Source organism: Micromonospora sp. NPDC049799, assembly GCF_040656655.1.
Lineage (GTDB): Bacteria > Actinomycetota > Actinomycetes > Mycobacteriales > Micromonosporaceae > Micromonospora.
This window is the reverse complement of the sequence record NZ_JBFAMU010000087.1, coordinates 1-14,358: the sequence shown is the minus strand read 5'-3', so window position 1 is coordinate 14,358 and position 14,358 is coordinate 1. Positions and strand designations below refer to the sequence as shown.

Sequence of the window (14,358 nt, the reverse complement as noted above, 5' to 3'; positions counted from 1 at the left end):
GCAGTGGCGCGCTGCGCCCCGGCCAGGTGGTCGCGCACACCTCGGGCGCGCACGGGCTGGCCGTGCTCGCCCCCGCCGCCGAGGTCGGCGCCCGCACGCTGGCCCTGCACCCCGCGATGACCTTCACCGGTACGCCGGACGACCTGCCCCGCCTGGCCGGCATCTCGTACGGGGTGACCGCCCCGGCGGAGCTGCGCCCGCTGGCCGCCCGGCTGGTCGCCGACCTGGGCGGTGTGCCGGAGTGGATCGCCGAGCCGGACCGGCCGCTGTACCACGCGGCGCTGGCGCACGGCGCCAACCACCTGGTGACCCTCGTCAACGAGGCGGCCGACCGGCTGCGTGACGCCGGGGTGGGCCAGCCGGAGAAGGTGCTCGCCCCGCTGCTGCGGGCCGCCCTGGAGAACGCGCTGCGCCTCGGCGACGACGCGCTGACCGGCCCGGTGTCCCGGGGCGACGCGGGAACCGTGGAGCGCCACCTGGCCCGGCTGGGCGAGGTCGCGCCGGAGTCCGTCGCCCCGTACCTGGCCCTGGCCCGACGGACCGCCGACCGGGCCATCGCCGCCGGTCGACTGCGACCGGTGGACGCGGAGTCCCTGCTCGGTGTCCTGGCCGGGAGCGCACGGGAGGTGGCGGCATGACCCAGCTCGTACACACCCGCGCCGAGCTGGCCGCGGCCCGGAACGGCCTGACGGGCACCGTCGGCGTCGTCATGACCATGGGGGCGCTGCACTCCGGGCACGAGACGCTGCTGCGGGCCGCCCGGGAGCGCGCCGACCACGTGCTCGTGACGATCTTCGTGAACCCGTTGCAGTTCGGCCCGAACGAGGACTTCGACCGCTATCCGCGCACGCTCGACGCCGACCTGGAGATCTGCCGGCGGGCGGGCGCGGACGTGGTCTTCGCGCCCTCGGTGTCGGACATGTACCCGGACGGCCAGCCCCGGGTCCGCGTCAACCCGGGTCAGCTCGGCGAGGACCTGGAGGGGTTGAGCCGCCCCGGCTTCTTCCACGGCGTCCTGACGGTCGTCCTGAAGCTGCTCCAGCTCACCCGCCCCGACCTCGCGTTCTTCGGGGAGAAGGACTACCAGCAGCTCAGTCTGGTCCGGCGGACGGTCCGGGACCTGGACGTGCCGGTGGAGATCGTCGGTGTGCCGACCGTCCGGGAGCCGGACGGGCTCGCGCTGTCCAGCCGCAACCGTTACCTGTCCCCGTCCGAGCGGGAGGCCGCGCTGAGCCTGTCGGCCGCGCTGCGGGCCGGCGCCGAGGCCGCCGACGCGGGCGCGGACGCGGGGGCCGTGCTGGCCGCCGCGCACGTCGCCTTCGGAGCCGGTACGCCGGGAGCCCAGCTCGACTACCTGGTGCTGACGGACCCGGACCTCGAACCGGGCCCGGTCTCCGGCGAGGCGCGGCTGCTCGTCGCCGCCTGGGTCGGCACCACCCGGCTGATCGACAACGCCGCGATCCACCTCGCGCCCCGATCCTGACCCCCACCACCACCCCGCGAAAGGCGCCCGATGTTCCGGACCATGCTCAAGTCGAAGATCCACCGGGCCACGGTGACGCAGGCCGACCTGCACTACGTCGGCTCGGTCACCGTGGACGAGGACCTGCTCGACGCTGCCGACCTGCTCCCCGGTGAGCAGGTGGCGATCGTGGACATCACCAACGGGGCCCGGCTGGAGACGTACGTCATCCCGGGTGAGCGGGGCAGCGGCGTGATCGGCATCAACGGTGCCGCCGCCCACCTGGTGCACCCCGGCGACCTGGTCATCCTGATCTCGTACGGGCAGATGGACGACGCGGAGGCCCGCGCGTACCGTCCGAGGATCGTGCACGTCGACGCGGACAACCGCGTCGTCGACCTCGGCACCGACCCGTCGACGGCCGCCCCCGGCACCGCCGGCGACCCCGTCCCCAACCCCCTCGCCGCCATCCCCACCTGACCTCTCCCGCGATCTTGCACTTTCGGTCGCCGTCCTGTCCCGGTACGAGCCTTTTGCCCCGGCACAAAGTGCAAGATCGCGGAGCGAGTGGCTGGGCTGTCCGGGGGGCGGGCGTGCGATCTGTCACCGGAAGGTCATGTCCGGTTACTCTGGGCGTGCCGTCGGGATCGACGGTCGTCGGCTGGGGGAGGCCGCGATGCGCCGTGCGTGGAGAGCCGTTGTCGCGGCGGTGGCCGTGGGAGCACTGGTCGGCGGGTGCGGCGCGGCCGGTGGGGTGGACGGCGACCTGACCGACGACTGGGCGGCCCTGCCCGCTCCCGGTCCGTTCACGCCGGCTGCCGAGGTCTGTCACGAGGCGGACTTCACCGAGACGGTGACCCTGGCCGCGTACGCGCCGGTGGACTGTGCCTTCCCCCACCGGGTGGAGACGGTGCACGTCGGCTCCTTCCCGTCCGCGCGGCCCGCCCCGCCGCCCGGGGGCTCGACGGAGCTGCGCGGGGCGTTCACCGAGTGCGACACCCGGGCCACCGGGTACGTCGGCGACGACTGGCGGGCCGGGCGGCTCCGCCTCTCCGTGGCGCTGCCCACCGTCCCCGCGTGGACGGCCGGCTCGCGCTGGTACCGCTGTGACCTCAGTGAGGTGACCACCGTCGAGGCCGGGGCGGCGGTGGTCGCCCGCACCGGCAGTCTCCGCGACCTGTTGAAGAGCCCGTCCCCGCTACGGCTCGGCTGCCAGCAGTCGCGCGGTGGAAGCACCGCCGGCAGCCTGACGCTCGTTCCGGTCGAGTGCGGCACCCGGCACGACGCGGAGTTCGTCGGCGTGTGGCGGGCACCCGATCGCCCGTACCCCACCCGGAACGCCGACTGGGCACCGCTCTACGACGGTTGCCGCACGGTGCTCGGCCGTTACGTGGGCGTGCCCGACGACCCGGCGCTGAAGCTGCGCAGCGCCGTGGTGGTCCGCCCACCGGGCGCCGGCCGCTGGCGCGTCGGGGACCGGGGCGTCCGCTGCTACCTGCGGCTCAGCGACCGGACCGTGACCGCCTCCCTGAAGGGTGCCGGCCCCGCCGGCCTCCCGGTCCGCACGAGGTGACGGCGGCGTCGCCGATGGCGCGCCATCCGGACGTACGCGTTCCGGCGGGTCCGCCACGGCGCCGACCGGACGGATGGGCAGGGCGTTGCCCAAACCACTCGTCCCGCCCCCCGCGCCCCGGGCGAGGACGCTTCGGGTTGACTGGTGGGATGGACCGACCGACCAGTGACCTGCCGACCCTGCCCCGCCTGCTGGCCGCCCCGGCGCCCGGCTGGGTGGAGACGACCGACGTCGTCGTGGTCGGCTCCGGGGTCGCCGGGCTCACCGCCGCGCTGCACCTGCGTGAGGCGGGCCTGCACGTCACCGTGGTCACCAAGGTCGACATCGACGAGGGCTCGACCCGGTGGGCGCAGGGCGGCATCGCCGCCGTGCTCGACCCGCGGGACACCCCGGCGGCGCACGCCTCGGACACCGAGATCGCCGGGGTGGGCCTCTGCGATCCGGCGGCCGTCCGCGTGCTGGTCGAGGAGGGGCCGACCCGGTTGCGTGAGCTGATGCGGATCGGCGCGGAGTTCGATCGCAACACGGACGGCTCGCTGATGCTGACGCGGGAGGGCGGCCACCGGGCGGACCGGATCGTGCACGCCGGTGGCGACGCGACCGGGGCGGAGGTGCAGCGGGCCCTGCACGCCGCCGTCCGACGTGACCCGTGGATCCGGCTCGTCGAGCACGCCCTGGTCCTGGACCTGCTGCGGGCGCCCGGTGACGGCCCGGACGGCCTCGGCCCGGCCTGCGGGATCACCCTGCACGTGCTCGGCGAGGGCAGCGAGGACGGCGTGGGCGCCATCCTCGGCCGCGCGGTGGTGCTGGCCACCGGTGGGATGGGGCAGATCTACGCGGCCACCACCAACCCGGCGGTCTCCACCGGCGACGGTGTCGCGCTGGCGATGCGGGCCGGCGCGGACGTCACCGACGTGGAGTTCGTCCAGTTCCACCCGACCGCGCTGATCGTGCCGGAGCACGCGCGCGTGCCCGGCGCCGGCCACGCCCAGCAGCCGCTGGTCTCCGAGGCGCTGCGGGGCGAGGGCGCCCACCTCGTGGACGGCGACGGCAAGCGGTTCATGGTCGGGCAGCACGAGCTGGCCGAGCTTGCCCCCCGGGACGTGGTGGCCAAGGGCATCCACCGGGTGCTGCTGGCCACCGGCGCCGACCATGTCTTCCTCGACGCCCGGCACCTGGGTGGAGACTTCCTCGCCCGGCGGTTCCCCACCATCGTCGCCTCCTGCCTGACGATCGGGGTGGACCCGGCGACGGACCTGATCCCGGTGGCCCCGGCCGCCCACTACGCCTCCGGCGGCGTCCGCACCGACCTACGCGGCCGTACCTCCATCCCGGGCCTGTACGCCTGCGGCGAGGTCGCCTGCACGGGCGTGCACGGCGCGAACCGGTTGGCCAGCAACTCGCTGCTGGAGGGGCTCGTCTTCTCCCGCCGGATCGCCGACGACATCGCGTCCGGTCTGCCCGAGCAGGCGCGACCGGCGGAGGTCGGTGCCTGGGTCGGCGGTGGGGGTTGGGTGGTGCCGGCGGCGGCGACCGCGATGCTGCAACGCGCGATGACTCGGGGTGCCGGGGTGCTCCGCTCGGCGGGGACGCTCGCCGAGACGGCGGCCACGCTGGGCGGGATCGGTGCGGAGCGGGGCCGGCCCCGGACCGCCGACTGGGAGGCGACCAACCTGCTGACGGTGGCGTCGACGCTGGTCGAGGCCGCGTACGCCCGGGAGGAGACGCGGGGCTGCCACTGGCGGGAGGACTTCCCGACGGCCGACGAGCGGTGGCACGGCCACCTGGTCGGCGCGATCGGGGCGCAGGGACGGTTGACGCAGACGTGGCAGTCGGGAACGAAAGAGGAGCGATGACGGAGGAGACCGAGCGGGCACTGCGGGAGGCCGGCCTGGACCCGGCGCAGGTGCGGCGGGTCGTCGAGAACGCGCTCGTCGAGGACCTGGGCCCGGACTTCCGGGACGTCACCAGCGTGGCCACGATCCCTGACGCGCAGACCGACACCGCCGACCTGGTCGCCCGCGCGGACGGCGTGGTGGCCGGGCTGGCCGTCGCCGCCGCCGTGTTCGAGCTGGTGGGCGAGGTGACCGGCGCCGGCCGTACGGTCGAGGTGTCGATCGTGGCCCGGGACGGCGCGCGGGTGGCGCGCGGCGACGTGCTGGCCACGGTGACCGGCCCGACCCGGTTGCTGCTCACCGCCGAGCGGACGGCGCTCAACCTGCTCTGCCGGATGTCCGGGGTGGCCACCCACACGCGGGCCTGGGCCGACGCCCTGGCCGGCACCAAGGCGATGGTGCTGGACACCCGGAAGACCACGCCGGGGCTGCGGGCCCTGGAGAAGTACGCGGTGCGGGCCGGCGGCGGCACGAACAAGCGGATGGGCCTGCACGACGTCGCGATGATCAAGGACAACCACAAGCTGGCGGCCGGTGGCATCACGGCGGCGTTCCAGCGCGTCCGGGAGACCTTTCCCGACGTGCCGGTGCAGGTGGAGGTGGACACCGTCGCCGAGGCGGTGGAGGCGGTCGACGCGGGCGCGGACTTCCTGCTGCTGGACAACATGACCCCCGATCAGCTCCGACAGGTCGTCGCGGCGGTGGGGGACCGTGCCGAGCTGGAGGCCACGGGTGGGTTGACCCTGCCGGTGGCGGCCGAGTACGGCGCCACCGGTGTGGACTTCCTCTCCGTCGGCGCGTTGACACACTCCTCGCCGATCCTGGACATCGCGCTGGACCTGCGTACCGGGTGACTCAGGCGGCGGCCGGCGACCGACCGACCAGGTTGAAGATGACCCGGTTCTCCGTGTCGTTCCGGCCGTCCAGGCCGTACTTGGCGCGGAACAGCTCCACCACGCGGCGGTACACCTCGGGTGCCAGCTCGTCGGCCTCATCCAGCGTGAACACCTCGCCGGCGGCCTCCGGCCGGTCCAGCACGACGGACAGCCCGGCCAGGCCGTGCCGGGCCACGTTGCGTACGAGGTCGCGGCCGGCGATGTACCAGTCACCGTCGACCCGGACGTAGAGCGCCTCGCACGTCTCCAGGTCCCGGCCGCCCTGGCGCAGGCACAGCCGCAGCGTCAGGCACGCCTCCAGGTCCTGCAACGGGGCCGTCTCCCACAGCTCGGTGAACCGGTCGGCCACGAACTCGCCCAACGGCGTGGAGACGAACGCCTCGATCTGCTGCGTGTCGAAGGTGCTGCCCCGGACCGGGAAGAACGAGATGAACGCCTTGCCGTCCCAGCGGTACATCTGCACGGACGGCGCCGCGTTGTAGACGCGGACCTGCAACCGGGACCGGGGTGTCTCGGGCAGCTCGTCGTGCAGCCGGGCGAGGTGCCAGAGGTTGTTGAGGATGGCGACCGAGGCGTCCCGCCGCCGCAGCTCCGCGCCGCGCAACCGGACCGCGGGGGAGTCCGGGTCCAGCAGCAGCACCCGTACGGTGGCGCCGTTGGCGAGGGCGGAACGCAGCGCGCCGGTGAACCGGTCGACGTACGGGCCCTCCAGCATGCTGGTCCAGGTCTCCAGGATCGCGACCGTCTCCTTCGACTGCGCCACCCGTTCGATGAGCGCGTCCCGGTCCAGTCGCGGGTGCTCGATGATGCTCGCCGTCTGGAGTTCCCGGAAGAGCGGGTTGAGCACCACGTACGTCAGCAGCGTCATGATCAGCGCGGCCCCGATGTTCAGGTACAGCTCGCCCTGGAAGCTGCCGGCGGCCCGCCGCGACGCCTGCCAGGCCTGCACGATCATCCAGACCGCGCCCCCGGCCAGGGCGGCGAGCACCAGGACGTGCCGCCGGCGACGGCGCAGGGTGTTGCGACCCCGTACCCACCACCGTCCCGACATGTCCGCTCCCCGTCCCGGCGCGTCGTGCATCGATCCCGGTTCATGTCCTGAGGAGACCAGGATACGGATCGCGGGCACGTCCGCGCCCGCCCGTACGGGCGTTGTCTAGGCTGCGTGCGTGCTGCTCTGCATCGACATCGGAAACACCAACACCGTGCTGGCGACCTTCGACGGCGACAAGCTGGTGCACTCCTGGCGGATCAAGACCGATGCGCGGTCGACGGCCGACGAGCTCGGCCTGATGTTCCGTGGCCTGCTCGCCGGGGACAACGTCGAGATCACCGGGGTGGCCGCGTGCTCCACGGTGCCGGCCGCACTGCGGTCGCTGCGGACCATGCTGACCCGGTACTACGCGGACCTGCCGAGCGTGATCGTCGAGCCCGGTGTCCGGACGGGCGTGCAGCTCGCCATCGACAACCCCAAGGAGGTCGGTGCCGACCGGGTGGTCAACACCCTCGCCGCGTACACCCTCTACGGTGGCCCGTCGATCGTCGTGGACTTCGGCACCACCACCAACTTCGACGTGATCAGCGGCCGGGGCGAGTTCCTCGGTGGCGCCTTCGCTCCGGGCATCGAGATCTCCTTCGACGCGCTCGCCGCCCGCGCCGCCCAGCTGCGCAAGGTGGAGGCGACCAAACCCCGCTCGGTGATCGGCAAGAACACCGTGGAGTGCCTGCAGTCCGGCCTGTACTTCGGCTTCGCCGGCCAGGTGGACCGCATCGTCGAGCGGATGACGGAGGAAATGGGCGAGGTGAAGGCGGTGATCGCCACCGGCGGGCTGGCCTCGCTGGTGATCAACGAGTGCCGGAGCATCACCCATCACGAGCCGATGATCACCCTCATCGGCCTGCGGATGGTCTACGACCGCAACAACTGAGGTGCAAGGAAGGGCCCCCTGTTGACGCCTGCGGTAGAGGAAGGGCCCCCGCTTAACACCGCCGGCCGCGCTGCGCCCGGATCAGCGCCGCCGCGCCCGGAAGGCCACCGTCCGGTACGGCAGGACGAGCGTGTCCCGCCCGGCCAGGTCCGGGTGGGTGTCGAGCAGGTCGCGCAGCTCCCGGTCCACCTCGGCCCGGCGCTCCGGGGTCGCCGTGAGGTGGTGCGAGCGGGTGCGCACCATTCCGAGCAGCTCGTCGCGCGTGAGCGTCGTCGTGTGGGCGAACTCGGCCCATTCCGGTGGCCCGAACGCCGGACCGAAGCCGGTGACGGTCTCCAGCAGGTGGTCGACGGTGTCGCCGATCTCGGCGATCCGGCTCAGCTCGGTCACCCACGGGGTCCGGTCGTCGCGCAGGTTCCAGATCGGCGCGAAGGCGCCGCCGGACCGCAGCACCCGGGCGATCTCCGGGTGCGCCCGCTCCCGGTCGAACCAGTGGTACGCCTGGCCGACCAGCACGGCGTCGGCGTACCCGTCGGGCAGCGGCACCGACTCCGCGCTCCCGTCGTGGGCGGTGGTGCCGGCGGTGGCGGCCTCCAACTGGGCGCGCATGCCCGGGTCGGGCTCGACGGCGGTCACGTCGTGGCCGAGCGCGAGCACGCCCCGGGTGAGGATCCCAGTGCCGGCTCCCAGGTCGACGACCCGGCCGGGCACCGGGAGACCGTCGAGCGCCCAGCGCAGCGCGGCCTCCGGATAGCGGGGCCGGAACCGGTCGTAGGCGGCTGCCGCGGCGCCGAACGAGAGGGCCTGAGTGGGGTCGGTCATGGCGGGCAGGTTATCCCGTAACCACCATCCGGCCCCTTGAGTACGCTCGGTGCCTGAACCCCGCCCGAAGACTCCCGACGAGGAAGCGTGCCGTGACCGAGCAGACCCCCGTGCCAGTGGACCCCGCCGACGACCTTCCCGAGCAGATGAAGGTCCGCCGGGAGAAGCGGGACCGGATGCTCGCCGAGGGCGTCCAACCCTATCCGGTCGGATATCCCCGGACCAGCACCCTCGCGGAGATCCGCTCGACGTACGCCGAGCTGCCCACGGACACCGCCACCGGCGACCGCGTGTCGGTCACCGGCCGGGTGATCTTCGTACGGAACACCGGCAAGCTGTGCTTCGCGACCCTGCGCGACGGCGACGGCACCGAACTCCAGGCGATGCTCTCCCTGGACCGGGTCGGCGCGGAGCGGCTGGAGGACTGGAAGCGCCTGGTCGACCTCGGCGACCACGTGGGCGTGACAGGCGAGGTGATCACCAGCCGGCGCGGCGAGCTGTCGGTGCTGGCCGAGGAGTGGGCGGTCACCGCCAAGGCGCTGCGTCCACTGCCGGTGGCGCACAAGCCGCTGAGTGAGGAGGCCCGCGTCCGGCAGCGCTACGTCGACCTGGTCGTCCGCCCGCAGGCCCGCCAGATGGTGCGTACGCGCGCCACCGCCGTGCGCAGCCTCCGCGACACCCTGCACGGCCAGGACTTCATCGAGGTGGAGACCCCGATGCTCCAGTTGCTGCACGGCGGGGCGGCTGCGCGGCCATTCGTGACACACAGCAATGCGTTGAGCACGGATCTGTATCTGCGAATCGCTCCGGAACTGTTTCTCAAGCGCGCCGTGGTCGGCGGCGTCGACCGGGTCTTCGAGATCAACCGCAACTTCCGTAATGAGGGCATCGACTCTTCGCACTCGCCGGAGTTCGCGATGCTTGAGGCGTACCAGGCTTACGGCGACTACGACACGATGGCCGAGCTGACCCGTAATCTCGTCCAGCAGGCGGCCATCGCGGTCGCTGGCTCGACCGTGGTGACCCACGCCGACGGGCGCGAGTTCGACCTGGGTGGTGAGTGGCGGTCCGTGACGCTCTTCGGGGTCCTTTCCGAGGCACTCGGCGAGGAGGTCACCGTCCGCACCGAGCACGCCCGCCTCGTCGAGTACGCGGACAAGGTCGGATTGTCGGTCGACCCGAAGTGGGGACCGGGCAAGCTCGCGGAGGAACTGTTCGAGGAACTGGTCGTACCGGGCCTGACCCAGCCCACCTTCGTCCGCGACTACCCGGAGGAGACCAGCCCGCTCACCCGGGCGCACCGCAGCGAGCCGGGGCTGGCCGAGAAGTGGGACCTCTACGTGCTGGGCTTCGAGCTGGGCACCGCGTACTCCGAGCTGGTGGACCCGGTGGTGCAGCGTGAGCGGCTCGTTGCCCAGGCGCAGCTCGCCGCCCGCGGCGACGACGAGGCCATGCGCCTGGACGAGGACTTCCTCCGTGCGATGGAGTACGGAATGCCGCCGGCCGGTGGTATGGGAATGGGAATCGACCGCCTCCTGATGGCTCTGACCGGCCAGGGTATTCGGGAAACGATCCTCTTCCCGTTGGTCCGGCCCGAGTAGTCTCCGCCGGGTCGTTACCCCATCCTATTGACGAGGCAACCAGCGGGCGGGTTATCGTTCTTGCGTTCGCAGGAGCAACCCTGCTCGAAAGGAATGTGGGACGTGGCCAAGCAAATCATTCATAAGCTGGTCGATGACCTGGACGGCGGGGACGCTGACGAGACCGTCAAGTTCGCCCTCGACGGCGTTCAGTACGAGATCGACCTGTCGAGCGCCAACGCCGCGAAATTGCGTGACGTATTCGCTCAGTACATCGCCCACGGCACGAAGGTCGGTCGTGGCGGTGTGGTCGTCGGTGGGCGGGCAGCTCGTGGTCGGGGTGGGGCCACCGCGGACCGCGAGCAGAACAAGGCGATCCGCGAGTGGGCCAAGAAAGCCGGCAAGGACATCTCCGACCGGGGCCGGATCCCGCAGGAGATCGTCGACGAGTACCACTCGAAGGCCGGTCACTGACCCGCTCGCAGGGAACGGGTGCCAGGCGACACGACGCCGGGCCGGAGCACGTCTCCGGGCCGGCGTCGCCGTATCCGCCCCCGGGTCCGGCGCACCGGGAAGAATGGCCAGCCGGCGTGCGTTGTCCACAGCCGGTGGAGAGCCTGTCCACAGCCTGTGGATGGCGCCCACCGGGGCGGCCCGGGCCGAGATGGAACCGGCCACGCCCACGGCACCCGGTCTGGTCGGGGGTCGGATTTCGCTCTGCGCGTAGCGACGGGGGTACCGGAACACCGTCTGAGCGCGCACGGTTGTGCAAAAGGACGCGTACACGGCATTCGGTGGGGACACACGACCTCAGCGGAGTCGGTCCGCGGCGATAGAGTAAGGAGGCACGGACGCCCGTCCCGGACGTCCGAGCACCGGCCCCGCCACGACTTCTTGACCATCAAGATCGAGTGCGCACGGCACGTGAGGAGCACGAGGGCATGTTCGAGCGGTTCACCGACCGAGCGCGACGGGTTGTCGTCCTGGCCCAAGAAGAGGCCCGGATGCTCAACCACAACTACATCGGTACGGAGCACATCCTGCTGGGCCTCATCCACGAGGGTGAGGGCGTCGCCGCCAAGGCTCTGGAGAGCCTCGGCATCTCCCTGGAGGGCGTGCGTCAGCAGGTCGAGGAGATCATCGGCCAGGGTCAGCAGGCGCCGAGCGGGCACATCCCGTTCACGCCGCGGGCCAAGAAGGTGCTGGAGCTGTCGCTGCGTGAGGCGCTGCAGCTCGGCCACAACTACATCGGCACGGAGCACATCCTGCTCGGCCTGATCCGTGAGGGCGAGGGCGTCGCCGCCCAGGTGCTGGTCAAGCTCGGCGCCGACCTCAACCGGGTCCGCCAGCAGGTGATCCAGCTGCTCTCCGGCTACCAGGGCAAGGAGCCCGCCGCGGCGGGTGCCACGCCGGGTGAGGCCGCGCCGTCGACCAGCCTCGTGCTGGACCAGTTCGGCCGCAACCTGACCCAGGCCGCCCGCGAGGGCAAGCTCGACCCGGTCATCGGGCGCGAGAAGGAAATCGAGCGGGTCATGCAGGTGCTCTCCCGCCGTACGAAGAACAACCCGGTCCTGATCGGTGAGCCCGGCGTCGGCAAGACCGCCGTGGTGGAGGGCCTGTCCCAGAAGATCATCAAGGGCGAGGTGCCCGAGACCCTCAAGGACAAGCAGCTCTACACGCTCGACCTCGGTGCCCTGGTGGCCGGTTCCCGCTACCGCGGTGACTTCGAGGAGCGCCTCAAGAAGGTGCTCAAGGAGATCCGCACCCGCGGCGACATCATCCTGTTCATCGACGAGATCCACACCCTGGTGGGTGCGGGTGCCGCCGAGGGCGCGATCGACGCGGCGAGCATCCTCAAGCCGATGCTGGCCCGTGGTGAGCTGCAGACCATCGGCGCGACCACCCTGGACGAGTACCGCAAGCACCTGGAGAAGGACGCCGCGCTGGAGCGCCGCTTCCAGCCGATCCAGGTGGGTGAGCCGTCGCTGGCCCACACCATCGAGATCCTCAAGGGCCTGCGGGACCGCTACGAGGCGCACCACCGGGTGAGCATCACCGACGCCGCTCTCGTGGCCGCCGCCACCCTGGCCGACCGGTACATCTCCGACCGCTTCCTGCCGGACAAGGCGATCGACCTGATCGACGAGGCCGGTGCCCGGATGCGCATCCGCCGGATGACCGCGCCGCCAGACCTGCGTGACTTCGACGAGCGCATCGCCCAGGTGCGCAAGGACAAGGAGTCCGCGATCGACGCGCAGGACTTCGAGCGTGCCGCCCAGCTGCGTGACAAGGAGAAGCAGCTCCTCGGTCAGAAGGCGCAGCGGGAGAAGGAGTGGAAGGCCGGTGACCTGGACGTCGTCAGCGAGGTCGACGACGAGCAGATCGCCGAGGTGCTCGGCAACTGGACCGGCATCCCGGTCTACAAGCTGACCGAGGAGGAGACCTCGCGCCTGCTGCGCATGGAGGACGAGCTGCACAAGCGCGTCATCGGCCAGGAGGACGCGGTCAAGGCGGTCTCGAAGGCGATCCGGCGTACCCGGGCCGGCCTGAAGGACCCGAAGCGTCCGTCCGGCTCGTTCATCTTCGCCGGCCCGTCCGGTGTGGGTAAGACCGAGCTGTCCAAGGCGCTCGCCGAGTTCCTCTTCGGCAGCGAGGACGCCCTCATCCAGCTGGACATGTCCGAGTTCCACGACCGCTACACGGTCTCCCGGCTGGTGGGTGCGCCTCCCGGCTACGTCGGCTACGACGAGGGTGGCCAGCTCACCGAGAAGGTGCGGCGTCGGCCGTTCTCGGTGGTCCTCTTCGACGAGATCGAGAAGGCCCACCCGGACGTGTTCAACACGCTGCTCCAGATCCTGGAGGACGGTCGGCTCACCGACGGTCAGGGCCGGATCGTGGACTTCAAGAACACGGTCATCATCCTGACCACCAACCTCGGCACGCGGGACGTGGCCAAGGCGGTGTCGCTGGGCTTCCAGGCGTCGGAGGACTCCGAGTCCAACTACGACCGGATGAAGCAGAAGGTCAATGACGAGCTCAAGCAGCACTTCCGGCCTGAGTTCCTGAACCGGATCGACGACACCATCGTCTTCCACCAGCTGCGCCAGAACGAGATCCTGTCGATCGTCGACATCATGATCGCCCGGATCGAGGGCCAGCTGCGCAACAAGGACATGGGCCTGGAGCTGACCGACAACGCCAAGAAGTACCTGGCGACGAAGGGCTTCGACCCGGTGCTCGGTGCGCGTCCGCTGCGTCGCACGATCCAGCGCGACATCGAGGACAACCTGTCCGAGCGGATCCTCTTCAACGAGCTGACCCCGGGTCAGATCGTGGTGGTGGACTGCGAGGGCGACCCGAACAACATCGACAAGTCCAAGCTCGTCTTCCGGGGCGCCGAGAAGCCGGTCGACGTGCCGGACGCGGTCCCGGCTGACCTGGGCGGCACCGCCGCCGCGGGCGCGGACGAGTAAGGCACCAGTACGAGGGCGACGGCCCGGTGGCATCGGCCACCGGGCCGTCGCCTTTGTCCGTCACCCGGGTTCCGGGCCGGGCGGCGGCAAGATCCACTCGATCTCAAAGAAGTAGGGCTGTCAGTCACCTCCGATAACCCCGACTTCAGTGAACCGGAGTGGATCATGGCCGAAACCGAAGATCGGCCGGGACCGGGACCGGGACCGGGGCCGGGAACTGGGGCCGGGGCGGGGGCCGGGAACTGGGGCGGGGGCGGGGGTCGTCCGGGCGCCCGGCTCGGCGACATCGGGTGGATTGGGGCGGGTAACCTGCGTCGGGCACCCGGAGTCTTGATGCCCGGTCTCGGGTCGGGTGTCCGTTTCTCTGCGGGGTCACGTGTCCGGTTCCGCCACGCACCCGCTCTCCCTTTGGCCCGTCCGCGTCCGCCCTCCGCGAACCGCCCCGCCGGCGTATCGACCCCCCGCACCCGCCCTCGCCCCACCTTGGTTGATCATGAGGTTAGCGGGGTGAGATGTCCGTTTCGCACCCGCCGCTGGGGGCGGGCTTGAAGGGAGATCTTGGTAGGAAATGGCCCCTCCAGGGGCCATTACCTACCAAGATCTCTTCACATGACGACCGTGGCGTCCGGTTTGAGGTGGGGTGTCGGGTGGTCGGGGCCACCCCGGGGGTGGAATCCGGGGCGGGGGCGGGTCGTTGTACATGGCAGACCGCGCCACCCTGGGCGGCGC

General features: G+C 71.5%; 12 protein-coding genes. 10 read left to right on the top strand and 2 right to left on the bottom strand.

Annotation, left to right across the window (positions count from 1 at the left end; all coding sequences use genetic code 11):
* From AB0I76_RS10140 to nadC, 6 genes are all read left to right on the top strand, one after another.
* On the top strand, positions 1–638 hold a 638-nt coding region (locus AB0I76_RS10140), incomplete at its 5' end, for a Rossmann-like and DUF2520 domain-containing protein (protein WP_357032708.1).
* Positions 635–1,483: a pantoate--beta-alanine ligase gene (panC, locus tag AB0I76_RS10135; protein ID WP_357032705.1), complete on the top strand. Its 849-nt coding sequence runs from the start codon at positions 635–637 to the stop codon at positions 1,481–1,483. The genes AB0I76_RS10140 and panC, both read left to right, overlap by 4 nt.
* 30 nt (positions 1,484–1,513) lie before the next feature.
* On the top strand, positions 1,514–1,942 hold the full coding sequence (gene panD, locus AB0I76_RS10130; RefSeq protein ID WP_357032702.1) for an aspartate 1-decarboxylase: 429 nt from the start codon (positions 1,514–1,516) through the stop codon (positions 1,940–1,942).
* Between the two features lie 196 nt (positions 1,943–2,138).
* The gene (locus tag AB0I76_RS10125) at positions 2,139–3,035 is read left to right on the top strand and encodes a septum formation family protein (protein WP_357032699.1); all 897 of its coding nucleotides are present in this window, start codon (positions 2,139–2,141) and stop codon (positions 3,033–3,035) included.
* A gap of 149 nt (positions 3,036–3,184) precedes the next feature.
* A complete protein-coding gene (locus tag AB0I76_RS10120) occupies positions 3,185–4,891 on the top strand; it encodes an L-aspartate oxidase (RefSeq protein ID WP_357032695.1) in 1,707 nt (568 codons plus the stop codon).
* Entirely contained in the window at positions 4,888–5,784 is an 897-nt protein-coding gene (gene nadC / locus AB0I76_RS10115; RefSeq protein WP_357032692.1) for a carboxylating nicotinate-nucleotide diphosphorylase, read from the top strand. The genes AB0I76_RS10120 and nadC overlap by 4 nt, the downstream gene beginning before the upstream one ends.
* Position 5,785: 1 nt before the next feature.
* On the opposite strand, the gene AB0I76_RS10110 is transcribed toward nadC, so the two are convergent.
* Positions 5,786–6,877, bottom strand: coding sequence for a DUF5919 domain-containing protein (locus AB0I76_RS10110; RefSeq protein ID WP_357032689.1), 1,092 nt, complete (start codon positions 6,875–6,877; stop codon positions 5,786–5,788).
* 118 nt (positions 6,878–6,995) lie between these two features.
* Between AB0I76_RS10110 and AB0I76_RS10105 the strand changes: the two genes are divergently transcribed.
* Positions 6,996–7,754: a type III pantothenate kinase gene (locus AB0I76_RS10105; RefSeq protein WP_357032686.1), complete on the top strand. Its 759-nt coding sequence runs from the start codon at positions 6,996–6,998 to the stop codon at positions 7,752–7,754.
* An 81-nt stretch (positions 7,755–7,835) separates the two neighbouring features.
* Here AB0I76_RS10105 and AB0I76_RS10100 read toward each other — a convergent pair whose 3' ends face one another.
* Positions 7,836–8,576, bottom strand: coding sequence for a class I SAM-dependent methyltransferase (locus AB0I76_RS10100; protein WP_357032683.1), 741 nt, complete (start codon positions 8,574–8,576; stop codon positions 7,836–7,838).
* 92 nt (positions 8,577–8,668) lie between these two features.
* On the opposite strand from AB0I76_RS10100, the gene lysS reads away from it, so the two are divergent.
* The 3 genes from lysS (at position 8,669) to AB0I76_RS10085 (ending at position 13,629) form a co-directional block, all read left to right on the top strand.
* Complete coding sequence (lysS, locus tag AB0I76_RS10095) at positions 8,669–10,177, top strand: lysine--tRNA ligase (RefSeq protein WP_357032680.1); 1,509 nt, start codon at positions 8,669–8,671, stop codon at positions 10,175–10,177.
* Between the two features lie 102 nt (positions 10,178–10,279).
* The gene (locus tag AB0I76_RS10090) at positions 10,280–10,630 is read left to right on the top strand and encodes an Lsr2 family protein (protein WP_357032677.1); all 351 of its coding nucleotides are present in this window, start codon (positions 10,280–10,282) and stop codon (positions 10,628–10,630) included.
* 467 nt (positions 10,631–11,097) lie between these two features.
* On the top strand, positions 11,098–13,629 hold the full coding sequence (locus AB0I76_RS10085) for an ATP-dependent Clp protease ATP-binding subunit (RefSeq protein ID WP_357032711.1): 2,532 nt from the start codon (positions 11,098–11,100) through the stop codon (positions 13,627–13,629).
* Positions 13,630–14,358: the final 729 nt, after the last annotated feature.